General features: G+C 65.7%; 21 protein-coding genes, 1 other RNA gene and 1 riboswitch. Of the genes, 12 read left to right on the top strand and 10 right to left on the bottom strand.

The window, feature by feature from the left end; translation table 11 throughout:
- Positions 1 to 6 precede the first annotated feature (6 nt).
- Positions 7 to 762, top strand: a complete 756-nt coding sequence (cobA, locus tag AWB66_RS13645) for a uroporphyrinogen-III C-methyltransferase (protein WP_087630813.1) — start codon at positions 7 to 9, stop codon at positions 760 to 762.
- A 50-nt stretch (positions 763 to 812) separates the two neighbouring features.
- On the opposite strand, the gene AWB66_RS13640 is transcribed toward cobA, so the two are convergent.
- From AWB66_RS13640 to lptF, 3 genes are read right to left on the bottom strand one after another with little or no spacing between them, the layout of a single operon-like run.
- Positions 813 to 1,184: a sirohydrochlorin chelatase gene (locus AWB66_RS13640; RefSeq protein ID WP_087630812.1), complete on the bottom strand. Its 372-nt coding sequence runs from the start codon at positions 1,182 to 1,184 to the stop codon at positions 813 to 815.
- Positions 1,185 to 1,203: 19 nt separating this feature from the next.
- The gene (gene lptG / locus AWB66_RS13635; protein WP_087630811.1) at positions 1,204 to 2,352 is read right to left on the bottom strand and encodes an LPS export ABC transporter permease LptG; all 1,149 of its coding nucleotides are present in this window, start codon (positions 2,350 to 2,352) and stop codon (positions 1,204 to 1,206) included.
- 4 nt (positions 2,353 to 2,356) lie between these two features.
- A complete protein-coding gene (lptF, locus tag AWB66_RS13630) occupies positions 2,357 to 3,454 on the bottom strand; it encodes an LPS export ABC transporter permease LptF (protein ID WP_087630810.1) in 1,098 nt (365 codons plus the stop codon).
- Positions 3,455 to 3,646: 192 nt separating this feature from the next.
- Here lptF and AWB66_RS13625 point away from each other — a divergent pair, with 192 nt between their 5' ends.
- The 3 genes from AWB66_RS13625 (at position 3,647) to AWB66_RS13615 (ending at position 6,049) form a co-directional block, all read left to right on the top strand.
- A complete protein-coding gene (locus AWB66_RS13625; RefSeq protein ID WP_087630809.1) occupies positions 3,647 to 5,167 on the top strand; it encodes a leucyl aminopeptidase in 1,521 nt (506 codons plus the stop codon).
- Positions 5,168 to 5,210: 43 nt separating this feature from the next.
- Entirely contained in the window at positions 5,211 to 5,627 is a 417-nt protein-coding gene (locus AWB66_RS13620) for a DNA polymerase III subunit chi (RefSeq protein WP_087630808.1), read from the top strand.
- 68 nt (positions 5,628 to 5,695) lie between these two features.
- Positions 5,696 to 6,049 carry a DUF2486 family protein gene (locus AWB66_RS13615; protein WP_087630807.1) on the top strand — a complete coding sequence of 118 codons (354 nt, stop codon included), beginning with the start codon at positions 5,696 to 5,698 and terminating at the stop codon, positions 6,047 to 6,049.
- A gap of 197 nt (positions 6,050 to 6,246) precedes the next feature.
- Here the strand turns inward: AWB66_RS13615 and ilvD are convergent, their stop codons facing one another.
- Positions 6,247 to 7,920 (bottom strand): dihydroxy-acid dehydratase, encoded by a 1,674-nt coding sequence (gene ilvD, locus AWB66_RS13610; RefSeq protein WP_087630806.1) that lies wholly within the window; start codon positions 7,918 to 7,920, stop codon positions 6,247 to 6,249.
- A gap of 106 nt (positions 7,921 to 8,026) precedes the next feature.
- On the opposite strand from ilvD, the gene AWB66_RS13605 reads away from it, so the two are divergent.
- Entirely contained in the window at positions 8,027 to 8,989 is a 963-nt protein-coding gene (locus AWB66_RS13605; protein ID WP_087630805.1) for a LysR family transcriptional regulator, read from the top strand.
- A gap of 47 nt (positions 8,990 to 9,036) precedes the next feature.
- A complete protein-coding gene (lgt, locus tag AWB66_RS13600) occupies positions 9,037 to 9,942 on the top strand; it encodes a prolipoprotein diacylglyceryl transferase (RefSeq protein ID WP_087630804.1) in 906 nt (301 codons plus the stop codon).
- A 41-nt stretch (positions 9,943 to 9,983) separates the two neighbouring features.
- Here lgt and AWB66_RS13595 read toward each other — a convergent pair whose 3' ends face one another.
- The 5 genes from AWB66_RS13595 to AWB66_RS13575 form a co-directional block, all read right to left on the bottom strand.
- The gene (locus AWB66_RS13595) at positions 9,984 to 10,715 is read right to left on the bottom strand and encodes an SIMPL domain-containing protein (RefSeq protein ID WP_087630803.1); all 732 of its coding nucleotides are present in this window, start codon (positions 10,713 to 10,715) and stop codon (positions 9,984 to 9,986) included.
- Positions 10,716 to 10,797: 82 nt separating this feature from the next.
- Positions 10,798 to 11,256 (bottom strand): EVE domain-containing protein, encoded by a 459-nt coding sequence (locus tag AWB66_RS13590; RefSeq protein WP_087630802.1) that lies wholly within the window; start codon positions 11,254 to 11,256, stop codon positions 10,798 to 10,800.
- Between the two features lie 90 nt (positions 11,257 to 11,346).
- A non-coding RNA gene (gene ssrS, locus AWB66_RS13585) (6S RNA) lies at positions 11,347 to 11,528 on the bottom strand.
- A 114-nt stretch (positions 11,529 to 11,642) separates the two neighbouring features.
- On the bottom strand, positions 11,643 to 11,957 hold the full coding sequence (locus tag AWB66_RS13580) for a cell division protein ZapA (RefSeq protein WP_087630801.1): 315 nt from the start codon (positions 11,955 to 11,957) through the stop codon (positions 11,643 to 11,645).
- Entirely contained in the window at positions 11,954 to 12,343 is a 390-nt protein-coding gene (locus tag AWB66_RS13575) for an ATPase (RefSeq protein WP_087630800.1), read from the bottom strand. The genes AWB66_RS13580 and AWB66_RS13575 overlap by 4 nt, the downstream gene beginning before the upstream one ends.
- A 217-nt stretch (positions 12,344 to 12,560) precedes the next feature.
- Positions 12,561 to 12,855: riboswitch (cobalamin riboswitch) on the top strand.
- A 90-nt stretch (positions 12,856 to 12,945) separates the two neighbouring features.
- Between AWB66_RS13575 and AWB66_RS13570 the strand changes: the two genes are divergently transcribed.
- Genes AWB66_RS13570 through cobC form a run of 6 tightly spaced genes read left to right on the top strand, consistent with a single transcriptional unit; the run spans position 12,946 to position 19,043 of the window.
- Entirely contained in the window at positions 12,946 to 14,817 is a 1,872-nt protein-coding gene (locus AWB66_RS13570) for a TonB-dependent receptor domain-containing protein (protein ID WP_087630799.1), read from the top strand.
- Between the two features lie 50 nt (positions 14,818 to 14,867).
- The gene (locus AWB66_RS13565) at positions 14,868 to 15,869 is read left to right on the top strand and encodes a FecCD family ABC transporter permease (protein WP_087630949.1); all 1,002 of its coding nucleotides are present in this window, start codon (positions 14,868 to 14,870) and stop codon (positions 15,867 to 15,869) included.
- Entirely contained in the window at positions 15,866 to 16,651 is a 786-nt protein-coding gene (locus AWB66_RS13560; RefSeq protein ID WP_087630798.1) for an ABC transporter ATP-binding protein, read from the top strand. Before AWB66_RS13565 ends, AWB66_RS13560 begins: the two co-directional genes overlap by 4 nt.
- 22 nt (positions 16,652 to 16,673) lie before the next feature.
- Positions 16,674 to 17,723: a nicotinate-nucleotide--dimethylbenzimidazole phosphoribosyltransferase gene (gene cobT / locus AWB66_RS13555; RefSeq protein ID WP_087630797.1), complete on the top strand. Its 1,050-nt coding sequence runs from the start codon at positions 16,674 to 16,676 to the stop codon at positions 17,721 to 17,723.
- Positions 17,716 to 18,489: an adenosylcobinamide-GDP ribazoletransferase gene (locus AWB66_RS13550; protein ID WP_087630796.1), complete on the top strand. Its 774-nt coding sequence runs from the start codon at positions 17,716 to 17,718 to the stop codon at positions 18,487 to 18,489. The genes cobT and AWB66_RS13550 overlap by 8 nt, the downstream gene beginning before the upstream one ends.
- Complete coding sequence (gene cobC, locus AWB66_RS13545) at positions 18,474 to 19,043, top strand: alpha-ribazole phosphatase (RefSeq protein WP_087630795.1); 570 nt, start codon at positions 18,474 to 18,476, stop codon at positions 19,041 to 19,043. The genes AWB66_RS13550 and cobC overlap by 16 nt, the downstream gene beginning before the upstream one ends.
- Here the strand turns inward: cobC and AWB66_RS13540 are convergent, their stop codons facing one another.
- On the bottom strand, positions 19,044 to 19,919 hold the full coding sequence (locus AWB66_RS13540) for a cobalamin-binding protein (RefSeq protein ID WP_235021112.1): 876 nt from the start codon (positions 19,917 to 19,919) through the stop codon (positions 19,044 to 19,046).
- Positions 19,920 to 19,947: the final 28 nt, after the last annotated feature.

The following is a 19,947-nucleotide window of genomic DNA, read 5'->3' as shown; positions in this document are numbered from 1 at the left end:
AGCGCGATGGGCAAGGTCTATCTGATCGGAGCAGGGCCGGGCGCGGCGGACCTCATCACGGTTCGCGGCGCGCGCATCCTGAGCGGGGCGAACGTCGTGCTGCACGACGCGCTCATCGAACCCGCGATGCTCGACTATGCGCCGAACGCACGCCGGATCGCGGTCGGCAAGCGTTGCGGCCAGCGCTCGACGGCGCAGCATTTCATCAACAAGCAGATTGTCGATGCGGCGCGCGAGCATGATGTCGTCGTGCGCCTGAAGGGCGGCGATCCGATGCTCTTCGGCCGTGCGGATGAAGAGATGCGCGCGCTCGAAGCGGCGGGCATCGAATACGAAGTGGTGCCGGGCATCACGGCGGCGCTCGCGAGTGCGGCGACGCTCAAGCGCTCGCTCACGCTGCGCGGCGTGTCGCGCAGCGTCGCGCTCGCCACGCACAGCCGCGCGCCGGACAGCGACGAGATTCGCCAGCAGGCAAGCGCGGATTCGCTCGTGTTCTACATGGGCCGCGATAGCGCGCCGGATATCGCGCAGCAACTGATCGACGCGGGCCGTGCGGGATCGACGCCGGTGGCGATCGTCGAGGCATGCAGCACGCCGCGCGAACGCACGCTGACGCTCACGCTCGAACGCATGGCGCGCGGCGAAGCGCAGGACTGGCTCGATGCGTCGCAACCGAGTCTCCTGATGATCGGCGAGGCGTTTGCCGAGCGCGCATCGGCCAAGGCGAAGATCAAGCTGAAGGCGTTGCAGTTCGCAGCTTGAAACGCCTGAGCTTCAATGAAGAACGCACCGTCTCGACGGTGCGTTTTTTTTTAGGCATCCAACTGGCGCATACAGTACGCCGCGATCGCATCGAGCACGGCATCGTCCTCGCCGACTGCCGTCGCGCAATGAATCGTCAGGGCCGGGTGCGCCGCGCGGCAGGCGTCGATGATTTGGGGAAGGTCGCGTCGAACGTGTCCGCCTTGTCCGAAGAACACCGGCACCACGGTCACCGCATCGCAGCCGCTCGCGGCCTGCTCGGCGACGGCGCCCGGCAGGTCGGGTGTCATCAGTTCGAGGAAGGCGAGCGAGACGGGTTCGCTGCGCGCCGCGCGCAGCCGGGCGGCGAGGCGCTCGAACGGCTCTGCCCAGCGCGCATCGCGCGCGCCGTGGCCGAACAGGATGATGCCGTGCTTGCTCATGCTTCCTCCTGCGCGTGGACTAGTGCCGGTCCACCCACTTGAGGCCGACCAGCCCGATCACGAGATAGGCGAGCGCCGGCACGGCCGCGGTGACCGGCGCGGGCCACGTATTCAGGTTGCCGATGTGCGAAAAGAGCGTGTTGAACAACTGGAAGCTCATGCCGATCATGATGCCACCGAACACCTTCACGCCCACGACGCCCGCTCGCGTGTGCAGGTACGCGAACGGCAGCGAGAGCACCAGCATCACGAATACCGCGAACGGATACAGGATCTTGCGCCAGAACGCGATCTGATAGCGCTGCGTGTCCTGATGATTCTCCGTCAAGTGCTGGATGTAGCGGAACAGGTTGAACATCGACATGCGGTCCGGTGACACCAGCAGCACCGACAGAATCTGCGGCGTGAGTTCCGAGCGCAGCGAATATTCGGGCAGCGTCGTCTGCTTCGCGCGATACACCGGGTTCAGCGCATCGCCCGGATTCACCGCCTGCGGCGCCGCGTCGATCAGTTGCGTGTCGGTCACGCCCGTGAGCTTCCAGTGCCCCGGCGGCTGGTACACGCCCGTCTTCGCGATGCGCACGTTCTGCAGGCGGAACTTCGAGTCGAACTCGTAGATGCGCACGTTGGCGATCGTCGTGTCCGGATTCAGTTGCCCGACGTTCACGAAGCGCGTGACCTGCTCGCCGTTGTCGCGGGCAGTGAGCGTGTCCTTCACCCAGACGCCCGACTGGAAGTTCGTCGACACCGACGAACCGAGCGCCTCCAGCCGCACGCGCTCGCTCAGCTGGTCCGAGTAAGGCCCGACCACTTCGCCGATGATGTACGTCACGAACACGAGCGGGATGCCGATCTTCAGGAGCGATCGCAGCGCCTGTCCCGTCGAGAGGCCGGACACGCGGAAGATCGTGAACTCGGAGGCTGCTGCCATCTGCGCGAACACGTAGATCGCGCTGATGAGCGCCGCGACCGGAATGATCTCGTAGAAGCGCGATGGCGTCTGCAGGCCGACGCGCAGCACGGCGAGGCCGAACTTGTAGTTGCCGTGCCCGACCGTGTTGAGTTCGTTGATCAGGTCGAAGAAAAAGAACAGGCCCGAGAACGCGAACAGGATGAAGATGAACGCGAAGTAGATCTGACGCGCGAAATACCGTTCGTAGATGCGCATTGCGTCAGGCCTCCTTCGAACGGCGCAAGGACGACAGCCTGAAGAGCGGCCGGTTGCGTATGCGCAGCCAGAAGATGAAGCCGACGAGCAGCGCCACGAGAACATGCAAGCCGACAATGCCGACGCCAAACGACATCTTGCCCTGCTCGATCCACGACTGCACCACGTTCAGCAGGTTCGAGTACGTCAGGTAGATCAGCACCGCCATCACGAGATTGATCGTGCGGCTTCGGCGCGGGTTCTGGTACGAGAGCGGAATGGCGAGCAGCATCAGGTTGATCGCGATGAGCGGCAGGCCCGCGCGCCATGCGAATTCGGCGAGATTGTTGTGTGTCGGATTGGCGAGCAGGTCGGGCGTGGAGATGCCAGTGGTGGTCGGCGTGTTGACGACCTGGCGGCTCTGTATCTTCACACCATAGCGCTCGAACTCCATGATGCGGAAGTTCGGCTGCCCGGGTTCGCCGTCGTAGCGGCGGCCGTTTTCGAGCACGATGAAGCGGTCGCCGTCCTCGTGCGTTTCGGTGTGGCCCGTCTTCGAGACGATCACGTTGACCTTGCCGCCTTCGGTGCTCGTGACGAACACGTTTTCGACCTGCCCTTGGTCCGGCGACATCTTCTCGATGAAGAACACGCGATGGCTTCCGGGCGATTCGCGGAACTGGCCCGGCGCGAGCAGCGACACTTCATCGCGCTGCTGGAAGCGCTGCTTGATGAGTTTGCTCTGCTGATTCGACCACGGCCAGCCGACGAACGCGAAGAACACGATCAGGATGATGATCGGCGTGGAGAAGACGGCGACCGGCTTGATGAGCTGCGTCTGGCTCACGCCCGAGGCGAGCCACACGACCATTTCCGAATCGCGATACCAGCGCGTGAGCACGAAGAGAATCGAGACGAACAGCGTGACGATCAGCATGACGGCGAGATAGCCGATCACGGTGAGACCGATCAGCACGACGACATCGCGCGGATCGATTTCTCCCGACGCGGCGAAGCCGACGATGCGGATCATCATCGTCGTCAGCATGATCGTGAGCAGCACCATGAATACGGCACCGGCCGTATACGCGAGTTCGCGCTGGAGGGAGCGTTCGAAGATCATTGATTGGTAACAGATAACCGCGTCGATAACCGCGTGATGGCCGGCGGCGATGCTTTTGCAAGCGCATGCTTTGAAAGACGCCCGGGCGATGTGAACGTTCCCGGAGACTCCCGCCTGTGACCGCCGCGGAAAAAATAGCGGATAATTGCGGCTTTCATCCTTCAGCCCAGATTTTATCCGAGGATAAGCGCGATGGACTTTAGCATAAAAGCCTGTGATTGGAGCAAAGGCGCGGCAAATGGTTTCCTCAACGGGAAGGCCGACGTCATGGTGGTCGGGGTGTTCGAAGCGCAGACGCTGACGGGCGCCGCACTCGAGCTCGACCTGGCTACCAAAGGGCTCATCACGCGTGTCGTGAAGGCCGGCGACATGAACGGCAAGGCGGGCACAACGCTCTTTTTGCACGAGATCACGGGCATCGGCGCATCGCGCATCCTGCTCGTCGGACTCGGCAAGCAGGATGCCTTCAGTCAGAAGGCTTATGCCGAAGCCGCGCGCGCGGCATGGCGCGCCATTCTCGGCACGAAGATCGCGCAGGTCACATTTACGCTCGCGCAATTGCCCGTGCTGGAGCGCACCGGCGACTGGGCCGTGCGCGCCGCGATCCTCGCGCTGCGCGAACTGACCTACAGGTTCACGCAGATGAAGAGCAAGCCGGAGAACGGTGCGCGCGCGCTCAAGAAGATCGTGTTCAGCATCGACCCGGCCGAAGAAAAGGCGGCCAAGCTCGCCGCGAAGCAGGGCGCCGCGCTCGCGAACGGCATGGACCTCACGCGCGATCTCGGCAATCTGCCGCCCAATGTCTGCACGCCGACCTATCTCGGCCAGACCGCGAAGAAGCTCGGCCGCGACTGGAAGCTGAAGGTCGAGGTGCTCGGCCAGAAGCAGATCGAAGCGCTCGGCATGGGCTCGTTCCTCGCGGTCGCGAAGGGCTCGGTCGAGCCGCCGGCGTTCATCGTCATGCAGTATCAGGGCGCAGGCGCGGGCAAGAACGCGGGCGCGCCCATCGTGCTGGTCGGCAAGGGCATCACGTTCGACTCCGGCGGCATCTCGATCAAGCCCGGCGAAGCCATGGACGAGATGAAGTACGACATGTGCGGCGCGGCATCGGTGTTCGGCACGCTGCGCGCGGTCGCGGAGATGGGGCTCAAGCTCAACGTCGTCGGCATCGTGCCGACCTGCGAGAACATGCCGGCCGGCAACGCGCTCAAACCGGGCGACATCATCACCGCGATGAACGGCACGACCATCGAAGTGCTCAACACCGACGCCGAAGGCCGCCTCATCCTGTGCGACGCGCTGACCTACGCGGAGCGCTTCAAGCCGGCGGCGGTCGTCGACATCGCGACGCTCACGGGCGCCTGCATCATCGCGCTCGGCCATCACAACTCGGGCCTCTTCTCGAAGGACGACGCGCTCGCGGGCGAACTGCTCGACGCGTCGCGCGAAGCGGTCGACCCGGCGTGGCGCCTGCCGCTCGACGACGAATATCAGGACCAGCTGAAGTCGAATTTCGCGGATCTCGCGAACATCGGCGGCCGCCCGGCGGGCAGCGTGACGGCAGCGTGTTTCCTGTCGCGCTTCGCGCAGAACTATCCGTGGGCGCACCTCGACATCGCGGGCACCGCATGGAAGAGCGGCGCCGCGAAGGGCGCGACCGGCCGTCCGGTGCCGCTCCTCGCCCAGTTCCTGATCGACCGCGCGGGCCAATGAAGGCCGGCTTTTCTCGCGCAGTGCGGTTGAGCGGGGCGCACGCATGACGCGCATCGACTTTCATACGAACGTCGGCGATTCGGTGGCCTATGCGTGCCGCCTCGTGCGCAAGGCGTATCTGAGCGGCGAGCCGATCATCGTGCTCGCCGAGCCCGCGCGGCTCGCGGCCTTCGACGAGCAGCTCTGGACCTTCTCGCCGCTCGACTTCGTGCCGCATTGCATGGCGGGCAGCGCGCTTGCGAAGGATACGCCCGTCGTGCTCGCGGCCACTCTCGATGACGCGCCGCACCATCGCATCCTCATCAATCTGGCGCAGAGTGTGCCGGCGCAGTTCGCGCGTTTCGAGCGGCTGATCGAAGTCATCGGCGACGACGAAGACGAACTCGCCGCCGGCCGCCAGCGCTTTCGCTTCTACCGCGACCGCGGCTACGCGCTCAACATGCACAAGCAAGGCGGTTGACCGAACATAAGTCGCGCGACGGGTCGCGATAAGATCGGCCGCACACCTACAGAGAGACGGAGCAGAACGTGTCCAAAACGCCAGAAGAATTCGATACCTCGATCCCCGTTCTCACCGAGGTCGTCATGCCGGGCAAGGCGCAATACGCGCGCACGCCGGGACAGGGCACGCCCGCGCCCGCGCACGGCACGGATTACGACGCGGAATTCCTCGCCGAGCGCCTGCACGGGCGCTTCACGAACTTCTTGACGGGCGATGGCCGCGAGTTGATCGAGTCGCGTTGCCGCGACGCGCTGCGCGAGCATTCGACCTGGCTCGTGCATCAGATCACGCGCGAAGTCGCGCTCGCGCTGGAAGCGGAGATGACGGACTGGGTGCGCGAGGCGGTGGACGAAGAGCTGCAGCGGCGCCGGAGCGCCTGAGCGGCGGTCAATTGCGCATTCGCGGGCATCGGCACCGGGCCTCAGACGCCCGCGCCGCCTTCCACGATCTTGCGGGCGAGCGCCGCGTGCAGGCTTTTTTCGCGGCATTATAAAAGCCGCGGCCCAATGACAAGGGGCGCACGATTCGCATCGTGCGCCCCTTCGTTCGTCGGCGTTCAGACCTCAGCGACGGATCGTCAGCCTGTCACGGCGCCCTTGTTGGCGGGCAGCGCGAGCGCTGCGTACTTCGAGAGCACGCCGCGCGTGTAGCGCGGCGCCGGCTGCTTCCACGCGGCGCGACGGCGCTCGATTTCCGCGGCATCGACGTTCAGTTCCAGCAAGAGCTTGTGGGCGTCGATGGTGACCGAATCGCCTTCCTGCACGAGTCCGATCGTGCCGCCCTCGAACGCTTCTGGCGCGACGTGGCCGACCACCATGCCCCACGTGCCGCCGGAAAAGCGCCCGTCGGTGATGAGGCCGACCGATTCGCCCAGTCCCTTGCCGATGATCGCCGATGTCGGCGCGAGCATCTCCGGCATGCCCGGGCCGCCTTTCGGTCCGAGATAGCGCATCACGACGATGTCGCCCGCTTTGATCTTGTCGCCGAGAATGGCTTCCATCGCGCTTTGCTCGTCTTCGAAGACGCGCGCCGGGCCCGTGATCACCGGGTTCTTCAGGCCGGTGATCTTGGCAACGGCGCCGTCCGGCGCGAGATTGCCCTTCAGGATCGCGAGGTGGCCTTCGTCGTAGAGCGCCTGGTCGATCGGGTAGATCACCTTTTGGTCGGCGCGCGGCTTGCCCGGCACGTCCTTCAGTTCTTCGGCGATCGTGCGGCCCGTGATCGTGATGCAGTCGCCGTGCAGCATGCCCGCGTCGAGCAGGATGCGCAGCACTTGCGGGATGCCGCCGGCCTTGTGCAGGTCGGTGGCGACGAACTGGCCCGACGGCTTCAGGTCGCAGATCACCGGCACTTTCTTGCGCATGCGCTCGAAGTCGTCGATGGACCATTCCACTTCGGCCGCATGCGCGATCGCCAGATAGTGCAGCACCGCGTTGGTCGAGCCGCCCGTCGCCATGATGAGCGCGACCGCGTTCTCGATCGATTTCTTCGTGATGATGTCGCGCGGCTTCAGGTCCTTCTTGACCGCTTCGACCAGCACGCGCGCCGATTCGGCGGCGGAGTCGACCTTTTCCTGATCCGGGTTCGCCATCGTCGACGAATACATCAGCGACATGCCGAGCGCCTCGAACGACGAACTCATCGTGTTGGCCGTGTACATGCCGCCGCACGAACCGCTCGACGGGCACGCGTTCTTCTCGATGCCCTTGAAGTCTTCTTCCGACATGCGTCCGGCCGTGAATTCGCCGACCGCCTCGAACGACGACACGATGGTCAGATCCTTACCCTTCCAGTTGCCCGGACGGATCGTGCCGCCATACACGTAGATGCCCGGCACGTTCATGCGCGCGAGGCCGATCATGCCGCCCGGCATGTTTTTGTCGCAGCCGCCGATCACGACGACGCCGTCCATCCACTGGCCTTGCACGGCCGTCTCGATACAGTCGGCGATCACTTCGCGCGACACGAGCGAATACTTCATGCCTTCGGTGCCCATCGACATGCCGTCGGAGATGGTGGGCGTGCCGAAGATCTGCGGGTTCGCGTCCGATTTCCTGATCGATTCGATGGCGGCGTCGGCGAGACGCTGCAGGCCGGCGTTGCACGGCGTAATCGTCGAGTGACCATTGGCGATGCCGATCATCGGCTTGTCGAAGTCTTCTTCCTTGTAGCCAAGGGCGTAGTACATCGAGCGATTGGGCGAGCGCGCCACGCCCTGGGTGATGTTTTTCGAGCGGCGATTGAAGGCCATTTGGGGGCTCCTTGAGGATTTTTTCGTCTAGTGCCGGAAGAATGCAGCGTCGGCAAGTGTCTGTCCAATATATTATTCAGGGTTTATTAGGTCGCCAGACATATCAATGGACCCGCGCAATCCCCCCGTCGAATTGCGGCTGCTGCGCTACTTCGTGACCGTCGCGGAAGAAATGCATTTCGGCCGTGCGGCCGCGCGCCTCGCGATGACGCAGCCGCCGCTGTCGCAGGCGATTCGCGCGCTCGAAGACGCGCTCGGCGTCGCGCTCTTCGCGCGCACGAAGCGATCTGTCGAGCTTACGCCGGTCGGCCACGACCTGCTGCCGGAAGTCCGGCGCCTGCTGTCGGCCGCCGAGGCGCTCAGGCCGCTCGCGCAATCGCTCGCGCGCGGCGAGGCGGGCGTGCTGTCGCTCGCGTTCGTCTCGACGGCGGACTACGGCCTCCTGCCGTCGCTCTTGCGCGATTTCGGCGCGCGTTATCCCGGCGTGCGGTTGCAACTCACCGAGGCCACCAGCGACGTGCAGATCGAGGAACTGATCGCGGGCCGCATCGACGCGGGCCTCGCGATTCCGCCGCTGCCGCCGCGCCATGTCGCGGCGCTCTCGTATCTGCCGGTCGCGCGCGAGCCGCTCGTCGTCGCGCTGCCGGCGGAACTCGCCGCGCAACTCGGGCAGGGCGCGCCCGAATGGGCCGACACGCCCGTGAGCTTGCGGGAACTGGCGTCCACGCCCCTCGTCGTCTTTCCGAGACGGCTCGCGCCCGGTTTCTATGACATCATTATGGGTTGCTACGGCGCGTGTGGACTCACGCCGCGCATCGGACAGGAGGCGATCCAGATGCAGACCATCGTGAGTCTCGTGTCCGCCGGCATGGGCGTCGCGCTCGTGCCGCAGTCGCTTCGTAATCTGCGGCGCACGGGCGTGGTGTATCGTCCGCTTGCTGAATCCGGCGCGGGCAACGGCGCGCTCGTCGAGACCGGTCTCGTGTGGCGCGCGGCGGAGGTGAGTCCCGTGCTCGCCGGTTTCATCGACATCGTGCGCGCCCACGGCGCGGCGCTGCCTGCTTCATAGTTCGCGCTTTATAGTTCGCGCATCTCGAACCGCTACTACAACTTACGATGCTCATACACCCCAATTTCGATCCCGTCGCGATTCATCTCGGCCCGCTCGCCGTGCGCTGGTACGGCCTCATGTATCTGGTTGCGTTCGTGACGGCGGTCGTCGTCGGCCGGCTGCGGCTGCGGCTGCCGCATGTCGCGGCGCAAGGCTGGACCGCGCGCGACATCGACGACATGCTGTTCTACGGCGTGCTCGGCACGATCCTCGGCGGCCGGCTCGGCTATGTGATCTTCTACAAGGCGAGCTGGTATGCGGCGCATCCGCTCGATATCTTCAAGGTGTGGGAAGGCGGCATGTCGTTTCACGGCGGCTTTCTCGGCGTGACGCTCGCGATGGTCCTCTTCGCGTATCAGCGCAAGCGCACCTGGCTGCAAGTCACCGATTTCGTCGCGCCGATGGTGCCGCTCGGGCTCGCGGCGGGGCGTCTCGGCAACTTCATCAACGGCGAGCTGTGGGGCCGCGTGACCGATCCGAACGCGCCGTGGGCGATGCTCTTTCCGGGCGCATCGAACGACGACGCGATCTGGCTCGCCAAGCACCCGCAAGCGGATGTGCGCTGGCATCTGACGGAGATCTTCGAGCGTTATCACATGCTGCCGCGCCATCCGTCGCAGTTGTACGAGATCGCGCTGGAAGGGCTCGTGCTCTTCATCGTGATCTGGACGTTTTCGCGCAAGCCGCGTCCCGTGGGCGCCGGCTCGGCGCTCTTTCTGATCGGCTATGGACTGGCGCGCTTCACGGTGGAATTCGCGCGCGAGCCGGACGATTATCTCGGCCTCCTCGCGCTCGGCTTCTCAATGGGGCAGTGGCTTTCGCTGCCGATGATCGTCGCGGGCATCGTCGTGATGATCTGGGCCTACCGGCGCGACGGGCGGTTGCCGTCGACGCCCGCGAACGCCGCCTGATCCATGAACGACGCCTCGCCATCGCGAGGCGTCGTTCCGTTTTAGCGCGCCATCTGCACCGACCCCGACACGTTGACCGTCACCGTCGACGTGCCCGCCTCGAAGGCCATGGGCGCGGCCATCTTCGCATCGGCGCTCATCGCGCGCGCCTGCATCATCATCACGGGTCGCGGCGACGAGCCGTCGTGATTCACGCTGACTTCGCGGATCGAATAACCGCTGTAGCCGAACGCCTGCGCCGAGGCCTGCGCCTGCTGGCGAAACGATTCGATCGCCTGCGTCGAGAGCTTCTGCGCGGCCGCGCGCTGTGCCTGCGGCGACAGCGAGAACGCGACATTGCCGACCTGCATCGACGAACTCATCTTGCCCGCGAGCTTCGATGCCGCCGCGAAATCATGCGATTCCAGCACGACTTCCGTGCGGCCGCGCCAGGCGGAAATGCGGCCGTCGCGATCGGTCGACGGGAACACGGTGAACGAACCGCTACGCGCCGTCACGCCCTCGACGCCCTTTGCCGCGCGCAACGCGGTGTCGGCGCGCTGGTTGAGCGTCGTCGTGAGCGACGATGCGTCCTGCGCTTCCTGCTCGTAGAAAAGCGTGATGTTGACGGTGTCCTGCGGCACTTCGGTGCTCGCCTGCGCCGACAGCGACAGCACGCCCGAAGGCTGCGGTTGCGTGAGCACGGTTTGCGCGGCGACCGTCGCCGACATCGTGAGCGCCGCGCTCGAAATGGCGGCGGCTGCGAGCGCGAACGCGGTTTTGTTTTTGATCATCGTGGAACTCCGGGAGCGTTGAATCGCTTGATTTGCGACGTCACTTAGGCGGCTCGCGAGCGCGCGAAGTTCCTGCGCGCTTTTAGACGAGATGCTCGGTGATAAAACGCCATTGCGCCTCGGTCACGGGCGTGATGGAGAGACGATTGCCTCGCGCGAGCACCTGCATGTCGGCAAGCTCCTTGTGTTCGCGCAGCGTCGCGAGCGCGACGAGCGGCGTCTTCTTCACGAAGCGCACATCGACGAGCAGCCACCGCGGCGTTTCCTGCGTCGACTTCGGATCGTAGTAGGGGCTCTTCGGATCGAACTGCGTGGGATCGGGATAAGCCGTCGAGACGACCTCCGCGAGACCCGCGATGCCAGGCTGCGGGCAGCTCGAATGATAGAAGAGCACGCGGTCGCCGACCTGCATGGCGTCGCGCATGAAGTTGCGCGCCTGATAGTTGCGCACGCCGGTCCACGGCAGGGTTTTCTTCGGCGCGTGTGCGAGATGATCGATGCTCGCTTCGTCCGGTTCGGACTTCATCAGCCAGTAACGCATGATCGATTGAATGTGAGGGCGTGTTGAGCAGCCTGCCAAACCGAGCAGCCAAAGAAAAACGGCATCGGAAAAACCGATGCCGTTTCAAATAAGGTCCCCGCCTCAGCCGCTAGGCCGGCATCCTGAACCGGGGTTCAAGATTGGTCGCAGTAAGCAGCACTTCGGGTACATCAGACAGAGTGACGCGCGCGCCCGTGCTACAAATTTCCGCAACCGTGCACAATGGCATTGGTTCAAGGAATATATGACCTTGGCGAACCAGGCAGGGAGTACTAACTCTACACCAATCGCCAGCCGGATGCAGCAACGACTTTAAGCTTTCGCGATTTAAGGACGCTTGTCACGCTGGCGGCCACGTGATGAGCACGCTCGTCGCGAGAGTGTGCTTACTGCGCTTCATATTGCGCGATGACAGCACCCAGTTGCTCGTTCATCCGGTGCACCGTGTGGCGGATTTCTTCGGCGGGGAAGGCCTCGCCATGACGCACGCTGTTCTGCAGCTTAAGCAATTCCGACGCCAGCGAGAGCGCCGCCATCACCGCGATGCGGTCCGTACCGCGCACGCTGCTTGCATTGCGCACCTTGTTCATCTCTGCATCGACGCGCGCCACGGCTTCGCGCAATGCGTCTTCGGTTTCGGCCGAGCACGCGAGACGGTATTGCTGGCCGAGAATGGAGACTTCGATCTGTTTGGTGCTCATGCTTTTTCTCCGTGGCTGTGTTCACCGTTCATCTCGCCGGCGTGCGCGTGTTCGGGCGCAGCGGACGAAGAATCGGACGACGCAGCGGGGCCAAGGAGATCCAGTTGATTGTCGGGCTCGGGCGCGGCTTTCGCGCGCGGCAGTTTTTCGAGGATGGCGTTCAGGCGCACCTGCGCGTCGTCGATTTTCGCCGAGAGTCCGTCGCGTTCCGCCTGCAGCGTGTCACGCTCTTCGCGCACCTGCGCGAGTTCGACCTGCACGGCGGCGAAGTCGGCACGCACCTGGTCGAGTTGTTCTTCGAGTGCGCGGCGGGCCTGATGATGGCGCTCGCTGATCTTGATCAGCCGGCCGATGTTCTGTGAAAGTGATTCGAGTTCGTTGAGCATGTGCTGCGTCCTCTAAAGACCTCGCATTTTAGCGCGGTTCAACCGGGCTTCCGATAAATGTCTCGTTTCGAGACGTAACAGCACGCCTTCATGCGTAAAAACGCATTTCTTCAGCGCAATACGTGTGGAAAGAGCGGGTCGTTGCGTCGCGTCAATCGCAGCGCGCGCCGACCGCTTGCATCCGCGCCGCTTTCTTGACGCTCACGGGCTCGGCTCCTAAACTTGCCGCACTTTTGGTGCTCGCGCCCGCCTTCGAAGCGGACGCAGTCAAACGGGAAACAGGGAGCGAAGTCCGGCAAGGACGAGCCGACCTGTGCTGCCCCCGCAACGGTAAGCGACCGCAACGCAAGTTGCAAGTCGTCCCCGATACGTTTTGCCCGCGTTTTTGCCCGCATTTTTCGTCACTTGAAATAGGCGGCCGAGGCAAACGTTAAATGCCACTGCGCCAACGCGCGGGAAGGCGGGACGATGCTGTCGCCAGCCCGGATACCGGCCAGGAGTCGGGTGCGTCGCGCGTTGCTTTGTTCGCGCGCCGTGCCGATACGCGCATGAAGCCCGCGGGGAGCGGGCCGCGCTCGTCATCGACAGGAAACGCTTCACACATGTCTTCAATCTTCGCCCGCGCGGCGCGTCCGGTGCTGCTCGTCGCCTGTGGCATGCCGTTCGCTTCGTCCGCGCAATCCATCGATTCCGCTGACCGCCATGCAGGCACGACGACGCTCGCGCCCGTCGTCGTGACCGCGACGCGCGCGAGCGAGCCGCTCGCCGACACGATCGCGCAGACCTCGCTCTTCGACGCGCAGGACATCGCCGATACCAACGCCTCCGATGCGCTCGGCCTGCTGGCCCTCGCACCCGGCGTGCAGATCACGCGCAACGGCGGGCCGGGCGCGACCTCGGGCCTCTACGTGCGCGGCGCGTCGTCGGCGCAGTCGCTCGTTTTGATCGACGGCGTGCGCGTCGAGTCGGCGGGAGTCGGCGCCGCGCAGCTCTCGCAACTGATGCTCGATGAAATCGACCACATCGAAGTGGTGAACGGCAACGTGTCCGCGCTGTACGGATCGGGCGCGATCGGCGGCGTCGTGCAGATCTTCACGAAAGAGGGCGGCGATCATCCGCCGCGCGTGAACGTCGAAGCCGAATACGGTAGCTATCACACGCAGCGCCAGCAATTCGGCGTGAACGGCGCGCTCGACCGCGAAGGCCGCACGACTTTCGACTTCACCGTCTCGCGCGAAAAGACCGACGGCTTCTCGTCGATCGATCCGGCGCTCGCACCCGGCGCGAACCCGAACGCGAACGGCTATCTGAATGAAAGCGTCGCCGCGACGCTGCGCCATACATTCAGCGACACGTGGGACGGCGGCGTACGATTCTTGCAGTCGAACGGCATCAATAGTTTCGACGACGCCTACGGCCGCCCGTCCGATCTCAACGAATCGCACGACCGCGTGCGCTCGGCATCGGTATTCGCGAACGGCCGGCTGACCGACCGCTGGACCACGCACTTCACGATTGCGCAAGGCCAGGACCGCGCGAACATCGAACAGAACGGCGTCTATACGAACCGCTTCAACTCGGAGAACCGGCAGTACCTGTGGCAGAACGATGTGCGGCTCGCGGCCGGTCACAAGCTGCTCTTCGGCTACGAGCACACGGACCAGTCGCTCGATTCCGACCAGCTCGACGCGCCCGACCGTCATGTGAATTCGATCTTCGCGGGCTATGTGGGGCGCATCGGCGCGAGCCAGTTCCAGGCGAACCTGCGGCGCGACCAGTACTCCGATTTCGGCGGCGCGAACAGCTACTATCTCGGCTATGGCTACAACTTCGACGCGCACTGGAAGGCGAGCGCAAGCTACGCCGCATCGTTTCGCGCGCCGAGCTTCGACGATCTGTACTATCCGTTCTCCGGCAATCCGTCGATCCAGCCCGAGCGCAGTCATTCGGTGGAAGCGGCGTTGCAGTACGCGTCGTCGCGGCTTGGCGTGCTGCGTCTCACGGCGTTCCAGACGCGCTATTCGAACCTGATCGATTATGTCGCCGATGGCAGCGGTTTCTATATCGCGCAGAACGTGGGGCGCGCGAAGGTGCAGGGCATCGAGGGATCGTGGGCGGGGCAGGTCGGCGCCACCGACGTGCGCGCGAGCTTCACGCTGCAAAATCCCGTCGACGAGACCAATCACGAGGAACTCACGCGCCGCGCGCGCCGTTTCGCAGCGTTCACGGCGCATCGTTCGATCGGCCACTGGCGCGTGGGCGGCGAATGGATCGTGAGCGGCGCGCGCAGCGACTACGAGTCGACGCTCGCGGGCTACGGCCTCGTGAACCTGTCGGCGCGTTATGACATCACGAAGTCGTGGTACGTGGACGCGCGCATCGACAACCTGTTCGACAAGGACTATGAACTCGCTTACTCGTACAACACGCCGCGTCGCGGCGCGTATCTCACGATCGGCTGGCGGCAGCTTTGATGCGAACGGTGCGCGCTAACGTGAGCGCCGGGCGCCCGAGCGCGCGCGGCATGAACGCGGGTCGCGCCGCCGCGATCTGGACGGCGCTCGCGGTAGCGGCGCTCGTCGTGTTCGTGGCGTCGCTCGCGCTCGGCAGCATTGCGCTGTCGCCGCTGCGGGTGATCGACGCGTTGCTGCATGCGCGCGCATCGTCGTCCGATGTGATCGACGAGATCGTGCTGAGTCTGCGCCTGCCGCGCGCGCTCGCCGGGTTCGCCTCCGGCGCGCTGCTGGCGATGGCCGGCGCGCTGCTGCAAGTGCTGCTGCGCAATCCGCTTGCGGAGCCCTACGTGCTCGGCGTGTCCGGCGGCGCCGCGACCTTCGCGCTCGGCGCGATGCTGGTGTCGACGCCGTGGTGGGGCGTCGATGTCGCCGCGTTCGCAGGCGCCTTGCTGTCGATCCTGCTCGTGCTCGGCTTGGCGCGCCGCGAATTGTGGCGCGGCGAGCCGCAGGACGCCTCGCCGCGCTTGCTGTTGACGGGCGCGGTGATCGCCGCGGGCTGGGGCGCGCTCATCACGCTGATGCTCGCGCTCGCGCCGGAGAGCCGGCTGCGCGGCATGGTCTTCTGGCTGACCGGCGACCTGAACGGCGTCGCGACGCCGTGGACCGCGCTCGTCGCGCTCGCTGTCGCGTTCGTCGTCGTCGTGCCCGTCGCGCCGCAGCTCAACGTGCTGCTGCGCGGCGATGCCGCGGCGCAGGCGCTCGGCGTGCCCGTCGTGCGCCTGCGCCTCTTCATCTATCTCGTGGCGTCGCTCGCGGCGGCAGCGGCCGTGACGACGGCGGGCACGATCGGCTTCGTCGGGCTCGTCGTGCCGCACATGCTGCGGCTTGCGTTCGGCAACGACCAGCGCATGCTGATGCCCGCCGCCGCGCTCGGCGGCGGCGTCGCGGTGATGGGCGCGGACCTGATCGCGCGCACGGCGATCGCGCCGGCGCAGTTGCCGGTTGGCGTGATTACGGCGCTGATCGGCGTGCCCGTCTTTCTCTGGATGCTGCTGCGGAGGCCGCGATGAACGCGCGCCTTCGCGTCACCGGCCTCATGTTGAAGGCCGCGAGCCGCACGCTCGTCGAATCGCTCACGCAGACCTTCGCGCCCGGCGAAATGTGGTGCATCGCGGGGCCGAACGGCGCGGGCAAGACCACGCTCATCGGCGCGCTGGCCGGTTTGTCGAAGGCCGCGGCAGGCTCGGTATCGCTCGATGGCGTCGATCTTGCCGACTGGCGCGCCGCCGACCTCGCGCGCCGTCGCGGGCTGATGCCGCAAAGCAGCCACGATGCGTTCGATGCGACCGTGCTCGACATCGTGATGCTCAACCGCTTTCCGCATCTGACCGGCTGGGGCTGGGAGAGCGAAGCCGACCGCCACGCGGCGCACGCGGCGCTCGATCGGCTCGGGCTCGCTGCGTTCGCGGCGCGCGACGTGCTGTCGCTGTCGGGCGGCGAGCGGCAGCGCGTCGCGCTGGCCGCGACGCTGTGTCAGGACGCGCCGCTCTTGTTGCTCGATGAACCGCTTTCGCATCTGGACCTGCATCACCAGATCGACTGTCTGCACGCGCTGAACGCATGGATGCGCGAGCGCGGCGATACGCGCACGGTGATCTTCTCGTGTCACGATCTGAACCTCGCGCGCCGTTACGCGACGCATGCGCTCCTGCTCGATGGCGCGGGCCGCGCGCACGCCGGCCTCGCTCGCGACGTGCTGAGCGCGGAGCGCGCGAGCGCTGCGTTCGGCTATCCGCTCACGCTGATCCGCGAGGGCGGTCACGAAGCGCTCGTGCCCCGCTTCCCGAACTGAACCGCCTTCAAAGGACGAACCGATGTCTCTCATCCAGGACCTGCCGCAACCGCTCGACCGCTCTTTGCAGGCCGAGCTGCAACGCATCATCGACACGAAGACGAAGCCGCCCGGCAGTCTCGGCCGCCTCGAATCGCTCGCGCTGCAAATGGGCCTGATCCAGCAGACGACGAAGCCGCGCATCGAACGTCCCGCGATGATCGTGTTCGCAGGCGATCACGGCATCGCCGCTGAAGGCGTGAGTTCGTATCCGCAGGAAGTGACCGTGCAGATGGTCGCGAATTTTCTTGCCGGCGGCGCCGCGATCAATGCGATTTCGCGCTCGGTCGGCATGACGCTCGAAGTGGTCGATGCGGGCGTCGCGACAGCGCTGCCCGCAACGGAAGGTCTCGTCGACATCGCGATCCGGCGCGGCGGCACGTGCAACTTCGCGCACGAGCCGGCGATGACGCGCGACGAAGCCTTGCAGGCAATCGAACGCGGCGCGTCGCGCGTGCGTCATCACGCGTCGCTCGGGACCACTGTGATCGGCTTCGGCGAGATGGGGATCGCGAATACCTCGGCGGCGGCGTGCCTGATGAGCCGCTTGTGCGGCTTGCCGATCGACGTCTGCGTCGGGCGCGGCACGGGTTTGTCGAACGAGGGCGTCAGCCACAAGCGCGACGTGCTCGCGGCGGCGCTCGAACGTCACGCGAAAAGCGCCGATCCCGTCGATACGCTCGCGACCTTCGGCGGCTTCGAAATCGCGATGATCGCGGGCGCCTGCCTCGCCGCCGCGAAAGCGCGCATGACGATTCTGGTCGACGGCTTCATCGCCAGCTCCGCGCTGCTCGTCGCGCATGCGATCTCGCGTGACGTGCTCGACTACTGCGTGTTCGCGCATGCATCGAACGAAGCGGGGCACGCGCGCATGCTTCAGTACATCGATGCCGCGCCGCTCTTGCAACTCGACCTGCGTCTCGGCGAAGGCACGGGCGCGGCGCTCGCGTTACCGCTCCTGCGCGCGGCCGTCGCGTTCGTCGACGAGATGGCGAGCTTCGAATCCGCCGGCGTCTCGGACCGCGATGCCTGATCCCACGCCGCGTCTGCTCGACGAACTGCGCTACTTCCTCACCGCGCTCGGCTACTTCACGCGCGTGCCGGTGCCGCGCTGGGTCGGCTTCGAGCGGCACTATCTGAACGCGGCGGCGCGCTACTTTCCGCTCGTCGGGCTGATGGTGGGCGGCGTTGCCGCGCTGGTCTATCTCGCGGCGTTGCGCGTGTTGCCGGCGAGCGTCGCCGTGCTGCTCTCGATGGCCGCGACGCTCGTTCTGACGGGCGCCTTCCATGAAGATGGTCTCGCCGACTGCGTCGATGCCTTCGGCGGCGGCTACACGCGCGACGACGTGCTGCGTATCATGCATGACTCGCGCATCGGCGCGTTCGGCGCGATTGCGCTCGTCGTCTCGCTCGCGCTGAAGTGGCAGACGCTCGCCGCGTTACCGCTGATGCACGCGGTATGGCTGATGCTCGCCGCGCACGCCGCGAGCCGCACGTTCGCGATCAGCTATCTGCTGACGCTCGATTACGTGCGCGCCGAAGGCAAGGCGAAGCCAGTGGCGCAACGCATGAGTGCGACGGCGTTTGCGCTCGCGGCGGTCTGCGGGCTGCCGTGGCTTTTCTGGCCCGACTGGCGGCTCGGCTGTCTGACGCTGGCCGTCCTCGCCGCGCTGCGTTTTCTCATCGGCCGGTACTTCGTGCGGCGCTTAGGCGGCTATACGGGCGATTGTCTCGGCTTCGCGCAGCAACTCTTCGAACTGGCGATCTACCTGATCGGACTCGGATGGATCTCGTCCTGATACGTCATCCCGCCGTCGGCGTCGAAGCGGGCATGTGCTACGGTCGAAGCGATGTGCCGCTCGCGGACGATGTCGCGGCGTCGGCGCGCGGGCTCGATGAACGGATGCGCGCACTGAAGGTGCCCGCGTGCGCAGGCGTCTGGCATACGAGTCCGCTGCAACGCTGTGCGTTGCTTGCCGACGCGCTCGGCGCATCGCACGCCGATGCGCGTCTCATGGAAATCGACTTCGGCGCTTGGGAAGGGTGCGCGTGGGACGACATCGACCGCGCGTCGCTCGATGCATGGGCCGACGATCTCGAACACGCGCGCGCGCATGGCGGCGAGAGTCTCGCGCAGTTCAGCGCGCGCGTCGGCCGATGGTTCGACGAGACGTGCCGCGAAGGCGATGCGCCCGTTCATGTCGTCACGCATGCGGGCGTGATTCGCGTGCTGACGGCGCGGCTCATCGAAGCGAGAACGGCGCGCGTGCTGCAATGGGCGATCGATCATGGCGGCATCGTGTGGCTCAGGCGCACGCGTGGCGAGTGGTTTCTCGTGCGCTGGAACGCTTGATTACTTCGGACGCCGCCCCCGCGCCGCGTCGAGGTCTTCGCAGAGTTGCGCTGCACCGAGCGCGAGCCGCGGTGTCGGGCGGCTGATCAGATCGCCGTCGATGCCAAAGAGGTTGTTGCGCGCAACCGCCATCAAGGACGGCCACTTCTTCCAGCGCTCGAATGCCGGCAACGGCCGGTCAGAACCCGTCGCGCCAACGGTCGCCGTGACGATCGCCTCGGGGTCGGCTGCAAGCACGGCCTCGGTCGAGATCGTCGGCACGTTCGGCTTCAGGTTCGCGAACACGTTGCGTCCGCCGCACAATTCGATCACTTCGTTGAAGACGCTCGCGCCGTTGAGCGTCATCAGCGGATCGTCCCAGACCTGATAGAACACGCCGACCGCCGGACGGCTCGCATACCGCGCGCGCAACTGCGCGATGTCGCGGCGAAATGCATTCGATGCGCTCGCCGCGGCCTCTTTCGTGCCGAGCAGGACGCCGAGCCTGTCGATGGTCGTGGGGATGTCGGCTAGATGCTGCGGCTCGCTGAAGTAGAGCGGCACGTGCAGGTCGCGCAGACGCTCGGTCTGGCGCGCCGCATTGCCATGCCGCCACACGACGATCAGGTCCGGCTTCATCGCGACGATGCGTTCGAGATCGAGCGCCTTGTTGTCGCCGACGCGCGGGATCGACTGCGCGGCACTCGGGTAATCGCTGTAAGTCACCGCGCCGACGACACGCGCGCCGCCGCCCGCCGCGAAGAGCAGTTCCGTGACGTGCGGCGCGAGACTCACGACGCGCTGCGCGGGTGCGTCGAGCGTGACGGCGGCGCCGGTGTCGTCGGTGACGGTGAGCGCGGCCTCGCTTTGAACGCAGAACGCCAACGCGGCGAACATCGCCGCCCATCGCGCCACCCCTCGCGCC

Origin of the sequence: Caballeronia telluris (genome assembly GCF_001544495.1) — a bacterium.
GTDB lineage: Bacteria > Pseudomonadota > Gammaproteobacteria > Burkholderiales > Burkholderiaceae > Caballeronia > Caballeronia telluris.
Note: the sequence above shows the minus strand (reverse complement) of the source record. Positions and strands in the feature narration are given on the sequence as shown.